Here is an 18,874-nt window from a genome sequence, read left to right as displayed (position 1 = left end):
TTTTTAAATATTTTGATAAGAAATATTAATATTAAAAAGTAAATATAAAATAATTTAATAATTTTATAACTGATAAATATTTTCATTTTATTATAATAAATTTTGATAATAATTATAATTAATTAAATTTTAATATAAATATTTAAGAGTATTTTTATATATAAAATATTAATATTCAATATCAAAAATTATTTGCTAAGAAGGTAACAATAATAATGAAATTTTATATTATACTAGGCACGCTATTTATAGGTTTTATCTTTAATGCTTGTACCGTTTTGCAAAAATCATCTCCACTTCAAGAAAATAAAGATTTTTATATACTTGATATGCATACTCAAAAAAAGATTTCTTTTGAAGATATGATTTTAGAATTGCTAAAAGCAGATGTGATACTGCTTGGCGAAAAACACGATGAAGCAAAGCACAAGATAAGTCAAGTTATGATTTTTAATGCTTTAGAAGGAAATTTAAGTTCTCAAAATATCAGCTTTGATGTAGCTTTAGAAATGCTAGCAAGCACGGAACAAAATCACTTGGATAAAGCCTTAAAAAATAAAAAAAACATTAAGGCTAACGAACTTGCTAATGCGCTAAACTGGGATAAAAGCTGGAAATGGAAAGATTATGAGCAATTTGTCAATGTGGTTTTTTATTCAAGGTCAAAAATATTAGGTGCAAATCTTTCACGCTCAGAAATTACAAGTATTTATAATGGGGCTCAGCCCTTAAAGGGTTATGTTTCAACCACAAATGAAGTAAAAAAACAACTTTTTGACATTATATCCTTAAGCCATGAGTTAAATCCTGAAGAAAATAAAAAATTGGTAGATAAATTAGTAGAAATTCAGCAATTTAAAGACAGGCGTATGGCGGATGTATTGGTTCATCATCCAAATAAAGTTTTATTGCTAGCTGGAAGCTATCATACAAGTAAAAAAATAGGAATTCCTTTACATATACAAGATTTTAAAAGCAGCAAAAAAATAGTTGTAGTGAATTTAAACTATGGAGGAATGGATTTAAAAGACAGTGATTATACTTTTATTTATTATTAAGGAAAAATTAATGAAAAAATTAAGTTTATTTTGTGTTATGGGTTTATGTTTTGCTAATTATGCTTTTTCCGAAGAATTAGAATTTGATAGTCTTGAAATTTCAGGCTCAAAAATCAAAAACGATGAAAAGCCCTTTGTAACTCCTGGAGCAACAAGCACAAGAGATAATTTAAATTCAAGCACTCAAAGTATAGATTCTATAGTACGTAGTGTTCCTGGTGCTTATACTCAAGTAGATCAAGCACAGGGGGGGGGGAATTTCAGTAAATATTCGCGGTATGACAGGACTTGGAAGAGTAAATACACAAATTGATGGCGTAACTCAAACTTTTTTTGGTTCTGCAAGTGATGATAGCTTTCATGGGCAAATTGGAACTTCAAGTTTTACAGCTCCAATAGATAAAAATTTTTTAGTCGCCTTAGATGTTAATCGTGGAACTTTTAATGGAGCAAATGGGGTTAATGCTTTAATGGGTTCGGCTAATTTTAGAACTATAGGTGTAGATGATATAGTACAAGAAGGAAGAGTTTTTGGTTTTTTGGGAAAATACTCTTATGGTAGCAATGCTATAGGGCCTGATTTTATGGGTGCTATAGCAGGAAAAACTATGTTAGAAAATAATGCTAATTTAGGCATTTTATTTGCTTATAGTGGGCAAAATGTTTCTCAAAATTATAAAATCGGAGGTGGAGGCTATATAGGCGATCAAAAACCCCCAATTGACACTGATGATGATGGCATTCCAGATGATAATTTAGCAGCACCTATAAATCCAAACAATCTTTATAATCAGCCTAGAAGTCAACTCTTTAAAGTAGAATACAAATCTGATATCAATGAGGCGATTTTAAACTATAGAGCTTATAAGAACAATCTTGCAGGTAGAAAGATTGCAAATGATACTTATCAAATTGACTATCGTTTAAATCCTGATTCTAATCTTTTGGATTTAAAATTTTTATTTGCTTATAATGACGGAAAGCAAAAGTATAATCAAGGCAGCACTTGGGGTTATCACGATATGAGTGGAGTTAAGACTAAAAATCGAGCGGTAACTTTTGATCTTAGCAATACCATGAATAAAGAATTTTCACAAGATTCAAATTTGTATTTTACTTATGGGATTAATATTTTAAATAATCATTATAGCAATGATTTTCCAAAAGATAGAGTGCTTTTGCCTTATATTTTGACTAGTTTTTATCCTAAAGGAAAACAAGATATTAAAACCCTTTATTTGGATACGAGTTTTACAAAGGGAATTTTCACCCTAAATTCTAATGTCAATTGGATCAATGCACAATTAAGTGGATATAAGGGAGTTTGTAGCATGGCTAATCCTTATTGTCAGCCAAAAAATGCGACAAATTTAGAAAAGGATTACAATAATTTTAATTATTCTTTAATGCTTTCAGCAGATATCCATCCACTTTTCAATCCTTTTATTTCTTATTCTAAAAGCCATAGAATCCCAAATGTTCAAGAGTATTTTTTTACTCATGATGCAAGTTTTGAGCATAATATGAATACATTTTTAAAGGCTGAAAGTGCAGATACTTATCAAATTGGTTTCAATTCTTTTGCACATGAAATTTTAAACAATAATGATACTTTAGGTTTTAAAGTGCTTTATTATGATACTAAGGTGAAAAATTATATTTATAATAGAAGATATTGGCAAAAAGCTGACAATACTATCTTTCTTATGCAATTAAATGATGATGAAAAAGCTAAATTCCACGGAGTTGAGCTTGAGTTTAAATACGATACGGGGTTTTTTTATTCTATACTATCTTATACTTATCAAAAATCCAAGCATAAATTTTCAGATACAGAATCTTTAGAAACAGGTGGAGCACAATCAGGCCAAAGTCAATTTGCTCAACTTCCAGAGCATTATGCTAATCTTGATATGGGTGTAAGATTATTTGAAGAAAAACTAATCCTAGGAGCTCTTGCTAAATATACAGGAAAAGCAAAGAGAGTAGCTCCTGTAGGCAGTTTGGATGATGATCCAAGTAATCCTGATGCTATGGCTCCGCTTAAAACTACAGATGAATTACCAAAAATACCAACTATCGTTGATCTTTATGTAAATTATAAAATTTTGAAAAACTTTACAATCAAAGCAGAGATACAAAATTTATTTGACAAAAACTATATGGATGCGCTTTATACTTATAATACTGGTGATAGTCAAAATGCTGGAGGGTTATTTGATCCTATTTATATTTATAATAACTCTGCTCGCGGCCGTACTTTTATAGTAAGTTTTGAATATAAATATTAAGGAATATACAAATGTTAAAAAAAATGTTTTTATTTTGTTTTTTATTGTTAAATTTAAATGCAGAAGTAAATGTAACAGATATAAATTTATCGTTTGATTCTCCCAAGATAGAAATCGAAGCACCTAAAATAGAGCTTTCTCTTTCTAGTCTTTATCAGAATGCCGATAAAGTGGTAAAAGGCGTTATTTATATGTTGGTTTTATTTTCCATTTTAGCATGGGCAGTTTTTATTTCCAAGCTTATGCAATTTTATTTTATGAAGAAAAATCTAGACTTGTCTATCCACAAGATAAAAGAATTAAAAAATCTCAATGAATTAGATCAGACAAAGGATTTTGCAGGTGTTTTATCTTTAGAAATTCAAGATGAGCTTGAAAAAAGTGAATATAAAAATGATCACATAAAAGAGCGTATAGAATTGCGTTTACAAAATACCGTCTCAAAACAAATCACAGCAAGCAAAAATGGTTTGAGTTTACTTGCGAGTATAGGTGCTAGCGCACCTTTTATAGGGCTTTTTGGAACAGTTTGGGGAATTATGAATGCATTTATAGGTATAGCAAATCTTGGCAATGCTTCTTTGGCAGTCGTTGCACCTGGTATAGCTGAAGCCTTATTTGCTACAGCTTTTGGCTTGATAGCTGCTATCCCTGCAGTGCTTTTTTATAATTATCTTACAAGAAAAAATTTAAGACTTATGCACCATTTAGATGAGCTTGCAAATTTTGTCTATATACTTTTTCATAGGAGTTATTTTAATGATAAAAACTGAAATGGCTCATAAAGAAGAGGAGTTAAGTGAGATCAATATAACTCCTTTTATAGATATTATGCTTGTATTATTAATTGTTTTTATGACTGTTACTCCTCTTATCACAAGTTCTATTAAGATAGAACTACCTAAGAGTTCGCAGCAAGCAGAGGATAAGCTTAAAAATCCCATCATACTTTATTTAAATACTGATAATACTTTGGCTATTAATGATGATAAATTAAGCCTAGAAAATCTTTCAAGTGCTTTAGATATAAAAACCAAAGGCAATAAAGAAGAAATTATTTATTTTCATATCGATAAAAGTGTAAAGTATGAAGATATTATGCAAGTAATGCAAAAATTAAAAGAGAATGGCTATGGAAAAATAGCTCTTTCAAGTAAAAAGGTGGATTAGTATGAAGTCTAGTGTGATTTTTGGGTTTGTGTTAAGTTTGATATTGCATACTTTGGTATTAATGTTTTTCCTTTTTTCTTTTTATACTCAAGAAAAATCAAGTGGTGTTGATTTTAAACAAGGAGCGGAATTTACTTCCATTATGATGGTATCAGAGCTTCCTATCGGGGAATTAAAAGAAGTTTCGATCGATCAAAAAAAGAGTAATTCTCAAGATAAAAACAAGAAACAAGACGAAAGAATAAGTCTTAATTCTCAAGATAAAAATGCTGTATTAAAAGTTCAAAAAAAGATTGAAAAGCAAGATGAAAACCAAGCTCAAAAAGAAATAGCTAATGCAAGTGAAAATTCAAAATTTAAAAATGAATCGCTCAGTGCTCCGCTACAAAGTAATGAAGATAAAACACAAACTATAGTAAGTGGCAATGCCAAAGAACAAGTTAAAAGCTATCAAGCTTTGCTTATGGCTCATTTGGCTAAATTTAAAAAATATCCTCAAGAAGCGATAATGCAAAAACAAGAAGGCGTTGTAAGAATTCGCGTAAGCATTGATGAAAGCGGAAATGTCTTAAGCAAAGAGCTTAAAAAATCTTGCCCTTATGCAGCGCTCAATGATGAAGTTTTAAGTTTATTTAAAAGAGCTTCTCCATTGCCAAAACCGCCTAAAGAAATGTTAAAAAATGGTGATAAAATCAGTTTTGTTATGCCTATTGATTACAATATTAAAGACTATTTAGGTAAAAAATAAACTCTTGATTAAATAAAGTTGATTAAAATTTTTATTTTAAAAGGTGGTAGCATGTTTTCTTCATTTTTTGCAAGTAAAAAATGGGCTTTATGGGCTTATTTAGGACTTTTTTTACTCTTGTTTTTTCTTTTTATTCAAACAAGTCTTAATGTTGCTATAAATTCATGGTATAGTGATTTTTATAATGTCTTGCAAAAACCTAAAATAGAAATTTTAGATTCAAATTCAACACAAAAAATAGAAACTAATTTCGAAAATAATGCCACTTTAATCCAAGAGGCTAATCAAAGAGCTGAACAAAATTTCCAAAAAGCTAATTTTATCAATAAAGGTGCATTGTATTATTATCAAAATTTATTAGAATATTTTTTCAACTCTAGGGCTATGATTGAAAAGCCGAATTATTCAGCAAATGATTTTTATGCTTTGATTTTAGTTTTTTTAGCTATTGCTATTCCTTATGTTTTAATCGCTACGATTAATATCTATTTTGCTAGCGTCTATGCTTTTAAGTGGCGTGAGGCTATGACTTTTTCTTATTTAAAATTTTGGAAAAATAAAGATGACAATATAGAAGGAAGTTCGCAAAGAATCCAAGAAGATACTTATAATTTTTCCAAAATCGTAGAGAGTTTAGGACTTAGTTTTATAAAAGCTTTGATGACCCTTGTAGCATTTATTCCGATTTTATGGAGTTTAAGTGATGTTGTGAGTAAAGCTTTATTTGCAAATTTAAGCGAAAATTCTTCTTTTTATTTTTTAAAAAACATTGATGGTTTGCTTGTTTATATTGCACTTTTGATTTCTTTAGGAGGCTTGGTTGTGTCATGGTTTGTAGGTATTAAGCTTCCTGGACTTGAATATAACAATCAAAAAGCTGAAGCAGCTTTTAGAAAAGAGCTTGTTTATGCTGAGGATAATCGCAAAGAATATGCTAAAAATGAGACTATGATAGAGCTTTTTACAGGGCTTAAATTTAACTATAAAAGACTTTTTTTACATTATGGATATTTTAATATTTGGCTCATTTTATTTGAGCAAATGATAGTTATAGTGCCATTTTTAATCATGGCACCAGGGCTTTTTGCTGGAGCTATAGGACTTGGTATTGTAATGCAGATTAACAATGCTTTTGATCAAGTACGAAGCTCTTTTAGTGTTTTTATCACAAACTGGACAACTATCACTCAACTTAGAAGCATATATAAGCGTTTAAAAGAATTTGAGAAAAATATTTCTTATAAGTCTTAGCTTTTATCTTAATAAGATACAAGAAAAAATTCAAATATTAAATTTACTTTTAATTGTGTATAATAAGGTTTAATAATATTTTATTTCTTAAGGAGCTTCATTGGACCCCAGTCAGGTTTTGGATTTAAACCAAACTTCTACAGCATCTTTTGATGCAGGATATTCTATACTTATGGTTGTTGTTGCACTTGCTCTAGTGTTTTTAAATGGTTTTTTTGTTTTGTCTGAATTTAGTATTGTTAAAGTACGTCGTTCCAAGCTTGAAGAGATGGTAAAAGAAAAAAAAGCTGGTGCCAAGAAAGCTTTGGAGGTTACTTCAAGACTCGATACTTATCTTAGTGCTTGTCAATTAGGAATCACTTTAAGTTCTCTAGCTCTTGGTTGGATAGGTGAACCTGCTATTGCAAAAATGCTAGAAATTCCGCTTATTAATCTTGGTTTTAGCACTGTTATTATCCATACTATAGCTTTTATTATTGCTTTTAGCATTATTACTCTTTTACATGTGGTTTTAGGAGAACTTGTGCCAAAAAGTATAGCTATTGCAGTTGCGGATAAAGCAGTTTTATTTATAGCTAGACCGCTTCATTGGTTTTGGATACTCTTTTTGCCTTGTATTAAAATTTTCGATTTTTTAGCAGCTATAAGTTTGAAACTTTTTGGAATAAAACCTGCTAAAGAAAGCGAGCTAACTCATAGCGAAGAAGAAATTAAAATCATAGCAAGTGAGAGTCAAAAAGGTGGAGTTTTAGATGAATTTGAAACAGAGATCATACGCAATGCTGTTGATTTTTCAGATACTGTTGCTAAAGAGATTATGACTCCTAGAAAAGATATGATTTGTCTAAATAAACAAAAAAGTTACGAAGAAAATATGCAAATCATTTGTGAACATAAACATACTCGCTTTCCTTATATTGACGGTTCTAAAGATACTATTTTAGGGATGATACACATACGAGATATAATACAAAATGAATTAAGCCATAAAAGTCAAAATTTAGATACTTTTGTTAAACCTTTGATTTTGGTTCCTGAAAATATCAGCATTTCAAAAGTACTTGTAATGATGAATAAAGAACGCTCTCATACTGCATTAGTAGTTGATGAGTATGGTGGAACTGCTGGAATTTTAACCATGGAAGATATCATGGAAGAAATTATTGGCGAAATTAAAAGCGAGCATGAAGAAGACAGCTATAAAAAACTTGCCGAAAATATCTATGAATTTCAAGGACGATGCGATATAGAAACTGTTGAAGAAATGCTTGTAATAAACTATGATGAGGATTTAGAACAAGTTACTATAGGTGGATATGTATTTAATCTTTTAGGACGCTTGCCTATAGTAGGAGATCGCATTGAAGATGAACTTTGTTACTATGAAGTTAAAAAAATGGATGGGAATTCTATAGAGCGTGTTAAGGTAGTTAAAAAAACAAATAAAGATGAAGAATAAGCCTCTTTAGGCTTATTTCTTTTTGTAAATTTGGTTTTTAATTTCAATACACTCAAAACCTTTTTTATCTAGTGTAACTACGCGTAAATATCCACCATCATCTATTTTACCCTCGCATAAAAATACTCTTTTGGCTATTTTCATAGGAAGTTTTTCTTTATTTCTGTGTCCAAAGATTTGATAAAGATTGTCCGAGGTGAAATTACAAAATTGATTTGCCACTTTTTGACTGTCTTCATATCCACCTACACCATAAATAAAATCATGGCTTGGTATAAAACTTATTTTTTCAGGTTTGGAGGGTATAAAATTTACTCCTCCATGTGAACAAAATATGAATTTATTTTGGAATTTGTAGTATAAACATTCTTTTAGATGAGGATAGAGTTTTCTAGCATCTCTTGGAGTAAGTTTTTCTTTTCTAAAATCCTTTAAAGTATTTTCATTAAATTCTTTGGAATTTGACAATTCTCCATTAGCCCATTTTATAAGATGTCTTTCGTGATTTCCTTCTAATAAGCATACATTTTCTTTTTCGCAAATTTTTAAAAGAAATTTTATTACTTTGCCATTTTCTATACCTCTGTTGATATAATCTCCCAAAAATATATAAAATTCATCTTCTTTGATTGTTTTAATGTATTCTTTTAAAACACTATAACAACCTTGTAAATCTCCTATATGATGAATTTTTTTATATTTACTTAAATTTGGCATTTGGTAAAGACATTTTTTCCAATCGCTCGAGTCTAAAATTGGGTATTTTTTTGGATTTTTTTTGAGCAAATCTTGAGTTTTTTCCAAAAGAGCATAAGGGATGATATATCCATTTTTTTTAGCTTCTAAAAGATTTTTTTCTTGACATTGTTTTAAAGAGCTATCAAAAACAATAACATACATTTTATAGCGATATTGTTTAGCTAAGTCTTTGTAAATTTTTAATGTTTCATTGTAAGCGTTTATGATGCAAAACTCACCTTTTTGCATACGCATTTCTAGAAGTTTGAGTAAAATTTTACTCAAATCTTCATCATTTTTAACATTTAAAATTTTATATTCACTGACTATATTTTTAACGCTTCCTGATAAAAGACGCAAAGCATTTAAATCAAGTGTATAATTTTGAAGTTTATTATTTTTGATAAATTCTTCTTGTCCTGCGTAATAATTCCCTCTTAAAACAAGTAAGATTCGCACATTCTTTGCCTAGATTTTCTTTAAAAATTCAGTTTTTAAAACAATAACGCCAAATTTATCTACTCTAGCCTCAATTTCATTTTCTTTAGAAGTGAACTTAATATTTTTTATAGTAGTTCCACGTTTTAAAGTTGTACTTGCACCTTTAACCTTAAGATCTTTTATTACACTCACGCTATCACCTGCGTTAAGTTCTGTTCCATTAGCGTCTTTAGCCATTTTTTTCCTTTCTTTGATTTAAAATATTTAAAATTTGCACCACTAAAGCAAAAGCCATAGCAGTATAAATATATGCCTTATCAATATGAATATCAAAACTTTCAGCAACTAAAACTACGCCTATTAGCACCAAAAAAGCTAAGGCTAAAATTTTAATGCTTGGATATTTTTCAACAAAATCTGCTATAGGTTTAGAAGCAAAAAGCATCACAGCTACTGCGATAATAACAGCGATAATCATGATGGTTACATCTTGAGCAATTCCTACTGCGGTAATAACACTATCAAGTGAAAATACTATATCAATCACAGCAATTTCAGCTACAACTATCCAAAGTTTATTGCTTGCTTTAAAATGACTTTGGCTTTCTTCTTGATGAGAAATTTGCTCTTTAATTTCTTTAATAGACTTTACAATCAAGAAAAGCCCACCTAGTAAAAGAACTAGATCTCTACCTGAAATTTCATTGCCCAATACACTAAACAAAGGTGTTACAAGTTTCATCACCCAAAAAAGAGATAAAAGAAGTAAAATTCTTGTAATCATTGCAAAAGCTAAACCTAAGATACGTCCTTTATCACGATGTTCAGGGGGTAGTTTACTTACTAAAATAGCTAAAAAAATGATATTATCTATCCCTAGTACAATTTCAAGAGCACTTAAAGTAGCTAAAGTAATCCAAGCATCAATACTAAATATCCATTCAAACATAAATTTCCTTGAAAATTTTAAAATTTTTTTAAAGCGATATTTTATAGTTTTAAAGCAAATACCTTTAATTCTTTAAGAAAAAATTTCAATCACACTTAAGGGTAAAATTTCATGTTCTAGGCTATGAATTTTTTCTTCAAATTCTTCAAAACTCAAATTTCTTTTTTCAAAAGCTTTTTGAGCTATAATCATCCCACCATCAAGTTCTTCATTGACCCAATGCACACTCACGCCAGCCACTTTCATATCACTTTCATAGCTTTCTTTAATCGCATGTGCTCCTTTAAAAAGTGGCAATAAAGAAGGATGAAGATTGATCGCTTTAATATTTTTTGTAAAAACAGGACTTAAAATTCTCATAAAACCTGCTAATACAGTAAGATTTGCTCCACTTTCTTTGATTTTTTGTACTAAAATCGTATCAAATTCTTCACGAGTATTATAAGCCTTATGATCAACAATCACAGTATCAAGACCAAATTTTTTTGCCCTTTGTATACCAAAAGCATCTTTTTTATTGCAAAGGCAAAGTACTACTTCATAGGTATTTTCTCCTATAGTTTTTTTATGAAGTTTTTCTAAAATATTTTCTAAATTACTTCCATTTCCACTAAAAAGTACAGCTAATTTTACAAGCATTTTAATCCTTTGATAAGTTTTAAAGCATCAAAGCTATTTTTATTAAATTTATATTTCTTTGCAACAAGTCCATGGGCTAAAGTAGCATTTTTTGCTGCTTCTAAAGCACTAAAACCAAAACCTAAATGCGCAGCAATCATTCCACTTAAAACATCTCCACTCCCACCTTTAGCTAAGGCTTGATTTCCTAAATTTACAACAAATAATTTTTCTTTTTGTACAATAATAGGATTTGCTCCTTTTAAAACAAGAACACAATCATAATTTTGTGAAAATTTTCTAGCGTAGAAAAAGCGATTTTTTTGCAATGTTTCTATATTTAAATCCTCATCAAAGCATATTTTATAAAGTCTTATAAATTCTTTTGGATGAGGGGTTATAACGACATCTTTTCTGTTTAAATACCAAAGCAAAGCTTCACTTAAAAAGCAGTTTGCATCCAAGATCAAAGGAGTGTTTTGCAAAATTTCATCTTTTAGAAAATCCAAATTTTCAAGCCCCATACCTAAAGCAATAGCACTTGCATTATTTTCAATTTTTTCTTTTAACATCAAAAGAGGCGAGAAGCTTTTTTGTGCTACTAAAGAAACAAGACCTGCTCCAAAATTTAAGGCTCCAAGTCCTGCTAAAGTTCCAGCGCTTGCATTGGCAACTATATAAATATGGCCAAAATTTCCTTTATTAGCGTTGATTTTTCTATCTATAGTTTTTAAATCTTTTTTTTCAAGCAAAAAAGCTTGAGAATTAGGGTAAAATTTCTTAGAGCTAATGCCTAAATTGGCTATTTTAATCCTTCCTACAAATTCCTTAGCAAAATCTTCAAGTAAAATTTCCTTTAAGGCTCCCATGCAAAGTGTAATATTAGCTTTAAAACAAGGATAAAATCCCAAATTTGTAGGCATATCACAAGCTATTTTTAAAGCCTTGCTTTGATTAGCTTTTTGAATTATTAAACTTGTTTTTTCATCTAAGCAACGATTTAAGCCTGTGCCTAAAATACAATCAATGATAATATGAAATTTTTTAAAATCAGGTTCTTTTTTACAAAATTTAAAAGCATAATTTTGTAAAATTTGCTCTTGTTTTTTAAAAAGCGTATTTTCTTTAAAGCCTACTTTATAAGCTTTAGCGTGTTTTAAATTTCTTAAAGCCACCAAGCCATCTGAAGCGTTGTTACCCCCGCCTAATAAAAAAAGTATTTTTACTTTTTTAATCTTGCCTTGAATGCAGATTTTTTTAGCTTCTTTTTTAATTAGTTTGGCTAAATTTAATCCCGCATTTTCCATTAAAATAAGCTCATCTAAGCCTTTATTTATAGCATTTTGTTCTAAAATGTTTATATTATCAATAATAGCTTTCATAATCTTTTTTCACCAAAAAATATATATTTTTTTCTCTTTCTTCTTCAAATTTTTTCATTTTAGGTAAAAATTTCTGGATCAAAGCACGAAAATTCTTAAAACCATAATTTTGCGGATGAAAATCCGAGTATTTGCGGTTCATATTAGTGCGTATTAGTGCGTATTCGGCACGCCCTTTTTCATCGATAAGCTGTTCGGTGATATTGATTAAAGCTCTTAAATAATCCTTACTTAAAATATCTTCTTTTTTACTCTCATCTTTATCTAAATAAAAAAATTCACTAAAGGCATTTACATAGGATTTTATAGACTTTTCAAGCCCCATTCCTATAACTTGTTTTTTATTTTCTCTTAATTTTTGAATGAGTGAAGTATAATCACTATCGCTTGAAACAATAACAAAAATATCTATGTTTTTTTCATAAAATATGGACATGATTTCAGTGATTAAATACATATCGCTTGAGTTTTTGTTGGCTGCAAAATTAAATTGTTGCATAGCAATTAAAGAATATTCAGCAATTTGCTCTCTCCAACCTTGTATATTTTTTTGAGTCCAATCTCCATAAATGCGTTTAATGATAACCTCTCCATAATCTGAAGCGATATCAAAAATACTTTTAGCGTATTTTGCAGGGATATTTTCTGCATCTATAAAGATAGCTATACTTTTATTTTCCATTTTAATTCCTTGCTCTAAAGCTTAAAGCTTCTAAAATATGGGTTTTGTTAATATTAAGACTTTGTTCTAAATCCGCTATACTTCTTGAAACTTTTAAAATTTTATTGAGTGATCGCAAAGAAAGATTATAACGTGAAATTGCTAAATCTAGTGTATCTTTGGCATCTTTTTCCAATACACAAAAACGACTTAAATCTTCATCTTTTAATTTCCCATTAAATTCTTTTTGCCCCCGTTTTTTACCAAAAATAAAAGCTTGTAAAATTTTTTCACTCATTTCTTTAGAACTTATACTTGTTTTATCATCCTTGCTGATCTCATCCATAGCTACATAAAGATCAATCCTATCCATAATAGGAGCTGAAATGTGATTTTTGTATTTTTTAATCTCATTTTCACTACAAACACAAGAAAGATTTTTAGAAAATAAATTTCCGCAAGGACAAGGATTTTGAGCGGCTATAAAGCTAAATTTTGTTTCATAAGTGATTTTAGAATTTACTCTTGAAATATGAATTTTATGATCCTCTAAAGGCTCTCTTAAACTCTCTATGATTTGCTTGTTAAAATGTGGAAATTCATCAAAAAACAATACTCCACCATTTGCAAGTGCGACTTCTCCAATTCTAGCATTTTTTGTTCCTCCGCCAAAAATACTTGCTCTTGTAGAAGTATGATGAGGATGACGAAAAGCACGAATTTTAGTAAATTCACAATCTTTTGAATCTAAAGACATATAAGCATTTTGCATTAAAATTTCACTTAAACTTTGAGGAGGCATGATATAAACAAGGCGTTTAGCACACATACTTTTACCACTTCCTGGACTTCCTTCAAATAAGATATTATGCATACCTAAAGCAGCTATTATACAAGCTCTTTTAGCTTTTTCCTGCCCTTTGATGTCTTTAAAATCAAGTTTAAAATCCATATTTTGTAAAAAAATTTCATTTTCTATTTGCAAAGGGTTTGTAAATAAAGGATGATTGTGCGAGAAGTGAAAATTTTCATAATTTTTTTCTTTAAAAAACTCTATTGCTTCATTTAAATTTTCAAGTCCATAAACCTCCAAATTTGGTATCATGGAAGCTTTTTGAGCTATGCTTTTTGGAACAACGATTTTAGCTTTTTTAATTTTAGCAGAGAGAAACAAAAGCAAAGAAAAAAGCTCGTTGGTGCTTTTAATACTTCCATCAAGTCCTAATTCTCCTACTACAAAAAAGTCATCTAATTCTTCATTTTGCAAAAGGATTAATAAAGCAATGGCCAAATCAAAATGAGATCCCTTTTTTGGGATGCCTGAAGGACTAAGATTGATAGTAATTTTTTTAGCAGGAAAAGCAAAATCACAACTTAAAAGCGTGGCTTTGATGCGTTCGATACTTTCCTTAATCGCTACACTTGCAAGTCCTACTATGCTTAAATTTGGCAAACCTCTTGTAAAAGTGGATTCTACCTCTATAATGTCTAAGCCTTCATGAAAGCTTATGCACTTTAGTTTTTTCATTTCTCTTTTTTATGATTTTTCTTCTTTTTCTTAAATTCTTTATCGAATTTTTGACGCTTAGCAAAAGAAATTTTTTCTATAAATAAATGTCCATTTAAATGATCATTTTCGTGTTGAATGGCCACAGCTAAAAAACCTTTTGCTTCAAGTTCTTTAAATTCTCCAAAGCGATCTTGATATTTAAGTAAGATATGATTATAGCGTTTTACTTCTTCGAAAAAATCTGGCACACTCAAACACCCTTCTGTGCAAGTGATCATTTCTTCATCTAAAGGAATAATTTCAGGATTAATAATCTCTAGCAAATCTTCTTTTTTTTGTTCATCATTTTCATCAAAAATATTCACAAGTAAAGCACGCAAAGGAATATCCACTTGAATAGCTGCTAAACCTACTCCATTACTTGCTATCATAGTTTCATACATATCATCAAGCAAGGTGTGAAGTTCTGCATCAAATTTATTTACAATTTCAGAGTTTAAAAAAAGTCTAGGATTAGGATAAGTGATAATTTTTCTAACCATTAAAAAACCTTTGTTTTAAATGATCTCCAAAGAAATCATTTAAAACTTTTTTCCAAAACCTTATCAATCAGTCCATATTCTTTAGCTTCTTGTGCTGACATGAAAAAATCTCTTTCTGTATCTTTTGCTATTTTTGTAACTTTTTGCTTAGTATTTTTTGCCAAAATATCATTAAGTATAGTTTTAAGTCTTAAAATTTCTTTAGCTTGAATTTCAATATCTGTGGCTTGACCTCTAGCTCCACCTAAAGGTTGATGAATCATAATGCGTGAATTAGGCAAAGCAAAACGCTTTCCTTCTGCGCCACAACTAAGCAAAAATGCTCCCATAGAAGCAGCTTGTCCTATGCAAATCGTACAAACATCAGGTTTGATATAGTTCATAGTATCATAAATACTAAAACCACTTGTAATGACACCGCCTGGAGAATTAATATAAAGATAAATATCTTTTGTAGGATCTTCAGCTTCTAAAAAAAGAAGTTGTGCTACGATAGAAGCAGCAAGTTCATCATGAATTTCACCACTTAACATAATAATTCTATCTTTTAAAAGGCGTGAATAAATGTCATAACTTCTTTCACCACGACTAGATTTTTCAATAACATAAGGAATAAACATTATTTATCTTCTTTCTCTTTTTTGCTCGCTTTTTCCGATTTTTCTGTTTTTGGCATAAAAATATCATTAAAAAGTTTTTCTTCAATCAAAGCCATTTTCACAGCAGGTAAAGCTCCTTGTTTTTTATAGTTTTCTAAATGCTCTTTTGGATTCATACCATAGCGATATGCTTCAAAATAAATCGCTTGAATCAATTCTTGATCATTTACCTCAATCTTACGTAATTTTGCAAGCTCATCAATAATAAAAGTAAGTTTTACACTTTTTTGCGCTTCTTCTTTAAAAGAATCACGTTTTTCTTGGTATTTTTCTTTACTTGCTTTAAGCTCTTCGATTTCTTTTTCACTAAAAGTATTAAAAGCTGCACGCATTTGCATATCAGTTTCTTGTTCTACTATGCCTTTAGGTAAATCAAAATTATATTTTTCAATCAAAGCATCTGCAAATTTACCTTTTAATTCGTCATTTACAAGTTTAAAAAGCTTTTCATTTTTGATTTGCTCTTTTAATTTTTCATCTAAAACTTCAACACTAGCTTTTTCTTCTCCTGGTAAAAGTTTTTTAAGCATTTCTTCATCAAGTTCTGGAATTTTAAGCTCTTGAATTTCATGTAGTTTTACTTTAAATACGGCATCTTTACCCGCTAAATGCGCTGCACCGTATTCTTTAGGGAAAGTTACTTTGATATCTTTTTCTTCACCTATTTTCATTCCTACCATACCATCTTCAAAACCTGGAATAAATTGCTTAGAACCAATTTCTAAAACATAATTTTCAGCTTTACCACCTTCAAAAGCTTTATCATCTACAAAACCTTCAAAATCAAATTTTGCAAAATCACCTTCTTTTAAAGCTCTTTTTGTTTTTATAGCTTCAGGAGTAGCAAAACGCTTTAAAAGTTCATCTTTTTTCTCATCAATTTCTTTTTTACCTACTTTTGGAGTTTGGTATTCAGGAATGAGTTTTTCATAACCCTCAAGTTTGATTTCAGGTTTAAAAGAAAGTATTAACTCAGCAATAATTTCTCCATCTTTACGATCAAATTTTTCAAAATATGGCTCACCTACAAGCTCTTTACTTTCTTTTTTAAGTTCTTGTAAAGCACTATTTATAGCAGATTTAAAAAGATTTTGTTCCGCGTCTTGAGTGAGTTCTCTTTCATATCTTTTAAGTACAGCACTTACAGGAACTTTTCCTGGTCTAAACCCATCCATTTTTACACTTTTAGAAGCTTTTTTTGCTAAATTTTCTACTTCACTTTTGATCATTCCTGAAGGAATTTTTACACTAGCAGTCGCATTAACAGAATCTAGTTGCTTTGCCTTTACTTCCATAGTTTTTTTCCTTATAAAATAAAATTTGCTTTCAATGATAGCAAATTTTTCCTTATTGCTTGCATAAAATTTTAAAGTAATTTATGATAAAATTGCAATATTACATTATTATTAAAATATAAAAATATTTTTGGAGAAAAATTTGCAAAAAAAATTTGAAGATTGTGTTAAAACTATGCTTGAAATTATAGGAGAAAATCCAAATCGTGAAGGACTGATTAAAACACCAAATCGTGTTTTTAAAGCTTATGAATTTCTTACTAGTGGTTATACGCAAAATGTCAAAGAAATTTTAAATGACGCTTTATTTGAAAGCTCTAATAATGAAATGGTTTTAGTGCGTGATATAGAATTTTATAGTCTTTGCGAACATCATCTTTTACCTTTTTTTGGGCGTGCTCATGTAGCCTATATCCCTAATAAAAAAGTAGTAGGTTTAAGCAAAATTCCACGCCTTGTAGAGGTGTTTGCAAGAAGACTTCAAATTCAAGAACAACTTACCGAACAAATCGCACAAGCTTTAATGGAAAATGTCGATGCAAAAGGTGTGGGTGTAGTCATAGAAGCAAGACATATGTGTGTTGAAATGCGTGGAGTGCAAAAAGCTAATTCCACCACTACAACTTCAGCTTTGCGTGGAATTTTCTTGAAAAATGAAAAAACCAGAGAGGAATTTTTTTCTCTCATAAACTCTGCTAAACAGGTAAGATTTTAATGAATCTTGAAAAACTACGCTCCAAACTTGGTAAAGAAAATTTAAGTGCTATCTTTGGAGAGATTACAAAAATTTCTGCTACGAGTATAGAAATTCGTGGGCTTAAAACAGGGGTTGGAGATATAGTAAAGCTAGTTTCTAATGAAAATGAAAATTTAAACACTCTAGCTATGGTCGTAGAAATCAAAGAACAATTTAGCTATTTAAGCCCTTTTTCTTTTATAGAAGGTTTTAAAATAGGCGATCGTGCTTTCATAAGTGATGCAGGTATGCAAATAGGCGTTAGCGATGAACTTTTAGGCAGAGTAGTAGATCCTTTTATGCGTCCAAAAGATGGTAAAGGAGCTATAGAAGTAAGTAAATATATGCCTATAATGCGTGCACCTATTGATGCGATGAAAAGAGGGCTTATAGAAGAAGTTTTTCCCGTGGGTGTTAAAACCATAGACGCACTTTTAACTTGTGGTGTAGGGCAAAAACTTGGTATTTTTGCAGGAAGCGGGGTAGGAAAATCCACTCTTATGGGAATGATAGTTAAAAATTCCAAAGCTCCTATAAAGGTAGTGGCGCTCATAGGAGAAAGGGGGCGTGAAATTCCTGAATTTATACAAAAAAATTTAGGCGGAAAGCTCGATGATACAGTGATTATTGTTGCTACAAGTGATGATAGTGCTTTGATGCGTAAATACGGTGCTTTTTGCGCAATGAGTGTGGCAGAATACTTTAAAGAACAGGGCAAAGATGTACTTTTTATCATGGATAGTGTAACGCGTTTTGCTATGGCACAAAGAGAAATTGGACTAGCTCTTGGAGAGCCTCCTACAACCAAAGGTTATCCGCCAAGTGTTTTAAGTCTTTTGCCTCAACTCATGGAAAGAACGGGTAAAGAAGAAGGTAAAGGCACTATAACAGCCTTTTTTACCGTTTTGGTAGATGGAGATGATATGAGCGATCCAATCGCCGATCAAAGTCGTTCTATCTTAGATGGACACATTGTTTTAAGCCGTGAATTAACAGACTTTGGAATTTATCCTCCTATTAATATACAAAACTCTGCTTCAAGGGTGATGAGTGACATTATAAGTCCTGAACATAAACTTTGGGCAAGAAAATTTAAGCGTTTAAACTCGCTTTTAAAAGAAAATGAAGTATTGCTTCGCATCGGTGCTTATCAGAAAGGAAGTGATAAAGAACTTGATGAAGCTATTTCTAAAAAAGAATTTATGCAAAAATTCTTAGGACAAAATCCTGAAGAAAGCTTCGAATTTAATCAAACTTTAGAGCTTTTAAGTCAAATTGATACACCAAATACTCCTTTGCCACCAACTCAAAATATAAATGTAGGAAGTGCAAGTGCAACTTTGCCTAATCCTAATTTAAAATAAAA

At 30.1% G+C, this 18,874-nt stretch carries 18 protein-coding genes and 1 pseudogene; 9 read left to right on the top strand and 10 right to left on the bottom strand.

Annotation, left to right across the window (positions count from 1 at the left end; genetic code table 11):
* Positions 1-215: 215 nt before the first annotated feature.
* The 7 genes and pseudogenes from ELQ12_RS06390 to ELQ12_RS06360 all read left to right on the top strand — a co-directional run bounded on the left by ELQ12_RS06390 (position 216) and on the right by ELQ12_RS06360 (position 7,977).
* Positions 216-1,058: a ChaN family lipoprotein gene (locus tag ELQ12_RS06390; RefSeq protein WP_052949929.1), complete on the top strand. Its 843-nt coding sequence runs from the start codon at positions 216-218 to the stop codon at positions 1,056-1,058.
* A 10-nt stretch (positions 1,059-1,068) separates the two neighbouring features.
* Positions 1,069-3,349 (top strand): annotated as a pseudogene (locus ELQ12_RS06385) (TonB-dependent receptor).
* A gap of 11 nt (positions 3,350-3,360) precedes the next feature.
* On the top strand, positions 3,361-4,122 hold the full coding sequence (locus ELQ12_RS06380) for a MotA/TolQ/ExbB proton channel family protein (RefSeq protein ID WP_070243048.1): 762 nt from the start codon (positions 3,361-3,363) through the stop codon (positions 4,120-4,122).
* On the top strand, positions 4,109-4,519 hold the full coding sequence (locus tag ELQ12_RS06375) for a biopolymer transporter ExbD (RefSeq protein WP_002870685.1): 411 nt from the start codon (positions 4,109-4,111) through the stop codon (positions 4,517-4,519). Before ELQ12_RS06380 ends, ELQ12_RS06375 begins: the two co-directional genes overlap by 14 nt.
* A 1-nt stretch (position 4,520) precedes the next feature.
* Positions 4,521-5,267 carry an energy transducer TonB gene (locus ELQ12_RS06370; protein WP_070243054.1) on the top strand — a complete coding sequence of 249 codons (747 nt, stop codon included), beginning with the start codon at positions 4,521-4,523 and terminating at the stop codon, positions 5,265-5,267.
* Between the two features lie 51 nt (positions 5,268-5,318).
* The gene (locus tag ELQ12_RS06365; RefSeq protein ID WP_059110874.1) at positions 5,319-6,518 is read left to right on the top strand and encodes a putative transporter; all 1,200 of its coding nucleotides are present in this window, start codon (positions 5,319-5,321) and stop codon (positions 6,516-6,518) included.
* A 100-nt stretch (positions 6,519-6,618) separates the two neighbouring features.
* Positions 6,619-7,977, top strand: coding sequence for a hemolysin family protein (locus tag ELQ12_RS06360; RefSeq protein ID WP_002860995.1), 1,359 nt, complete (start codon positions 6,619-6,621; stop codon positions 7,975-7,977).
* A 12-nt stretch (positions 7,978-7,989) separates the two neighbouring features.
* On the opposite strand, the gene ELQ12_RS06355 is transcribed toward ELQ12_RS06360, so the two are convergent.
* The 10 genes from ELQ12_RS06355 to tig form a co-directional block, all read right to left on the bottom strand.
* Positions 7,990-9,174 carry a metallophosphoesterase gene (locus ELQ12_RS06355; RefSeq protein WP_002892648.1) on the bottom strand — a complete coding sequence of 395 codons (1,185 nt, stop codon included), beginning with the start codon at positions 9,172-9,174 and terminating at the stop codon, positions 7,990-7,992.
* Positions 9,175-9,183: 9 nt separating this feature from the next.
* Positions 9,184-9,393 (bottom strand): alkylphosphonate utilization protein, encoded by a 210-nt coding sequence (locus ELQ12_RS06350; protein WP_070248052.1) that lies wholly within the window; start codon positions 9,391-9,393, stop codon positions 9,184-9,186.
* Positions 9,386-10,105, bottom strand: a complete 720-nt coding sequence (locus ELQ12_RS06345; protein WP_044778720.1) for a TerC family protein — start codon at positions 10,103-10,105, stop codon at positions 9,386-9,388. Before ELQ12_RS06345 ends, ELQ12_RS06350 begins: the two co-directional genes overlap by 8 nt.
* A gap of 72 nt (positions 10,106-10,177) precedes the next feature.
* Positions 10,178-10,744: a phosphoribosylglycinamide formyltransferase gene (purN, locus tag ELQ12_RS06340; protein ID WP_002870679.1), complete on the bottom strand. Its 567-nt coding sequence runs from the start codon at positions 10,742-10,744 to the stop codon at positions 10,178-10,180.
* Complete coding sequence (locus ELQ12_RS06335; protein ID WP_134264632.1) at positions 10,735-12,105, bottom strand: NAD(P)H-hydrate dehydratase; 1,371 nt, start codon at positions 12,103-12,105, stop codon at positions 10,735-10,737. The genes purN and ELQ12_RS06335 overlap by 10 nt, the downstream gene beginning before the upstream one ends.
* Complete coding sequence (locus ELQ12_RS06330) at positions 12,089-12,787, bottom strand: NYN domain-containing protein (RefSeq protein ID WP_052949937.1); 699 nt, start codon at positions 12,785-12,787, stop codon at positions 12,089-12,091. The genes ELQ12_RS06335 and ELQ12_RS06330 overlap by 17 nt, the downstream gene beginning before the upstream one ends.
* A gap of 1 nt (position 12,788) precedes the next feature.
* Positions 12,789-14,294: a YifB family Mg chelatase-like AAA ATPase gene (locus ELQ12_RS06325; RefSeq protein WP_070293606.1), complete on the bottom strand. Its 1,506-nt coding sequence runs from the start codon at positions 14,292-14,294 to the stop codon at positions 12,789-12,791.
* A complete protein-coding gene (def, locus tag ELQ12_RS06320; RefSeq protein ID WP_002870676.1) occupies positions 14,291-14,818 on the bottom strand; it encodes a peptide deformylase in 528 nt (175 codons plus the stop codon). Before def ends, ELQ12_RS06325 begins: the two co-directional genes overlap by 4 nt.
* Before the next feature lie 35 nt (positions 14,819-14,853).
* Entirely contained in the window at positions 14,854-15,438 is a 585-nt protein-coding gene (clpP, locus tag ELQ12_RS06315; RefSeq protein WP_002861003.1) for an ATP-dependent Clp endopeptidase proteolytic subunit ClpP, read from the bottom strand.
* Entirely contained in the window at positions 15,438-16,772 is a 1,335-nt protein-coding gene (gene tig / locus ELQ12_RS06310) for a trigger factor (RefSeq protein WP_070261527.1), read from the bottom strand. The genes clpP and tig overlap by 1 nt, the downstream gene beginning before the upstream one ends.
* A gap of 142 nt (positions 16,773-16,914) precedes the next feature.
* Between tig and folE the strand changes: the two genes are divergently transcribed.
* Together folE and fliI are read left to right on the top strand one after the other, a co-directional pair.
* Positions 16,915-17,487 (top strand): GTP cyclohydrolase I FolE, encoded by a 573-nt coding sequence (gene folE, locus ELQ12_RS06305; RefSeq protein ID WP_002851990.1) that lies wholly within the window; start codon positions 16,915-16,917, stop codon positions 17,485-17,487.
* Positions 17,487-18,872: a flagellar protein export ATPase FliI gene (gene fliI / locus ELQ12_RS06300; RefSeq protein WP_002854283.1), complete on the top strand. Its 1,386-nt coding sequence runs from the start codon at positions 17,487-17,489 to the stop codon at positions 18,870-18,872. Before folE ends, fliI begins: the two co-directional genes overlap by 1 nt.
* The last annotated feature ends 2 nt before the right edge of the window (positions 18,873-18,874 follow it).

The organism is Campylobacter sp. US25a (assembly GCF_004379075.1).
In the GTDB taxonomy this organism is placed as follows: domain Bacteria; phylum Campylobacterota; class Campylobacteria; order Campylobacterales; family Campylobacteraceae; genus Campylobacter_D; species Campylobacter_D jejuni.
This window is presented reverse-complemented; position numbering and strand designations above follow the sequence as displayed.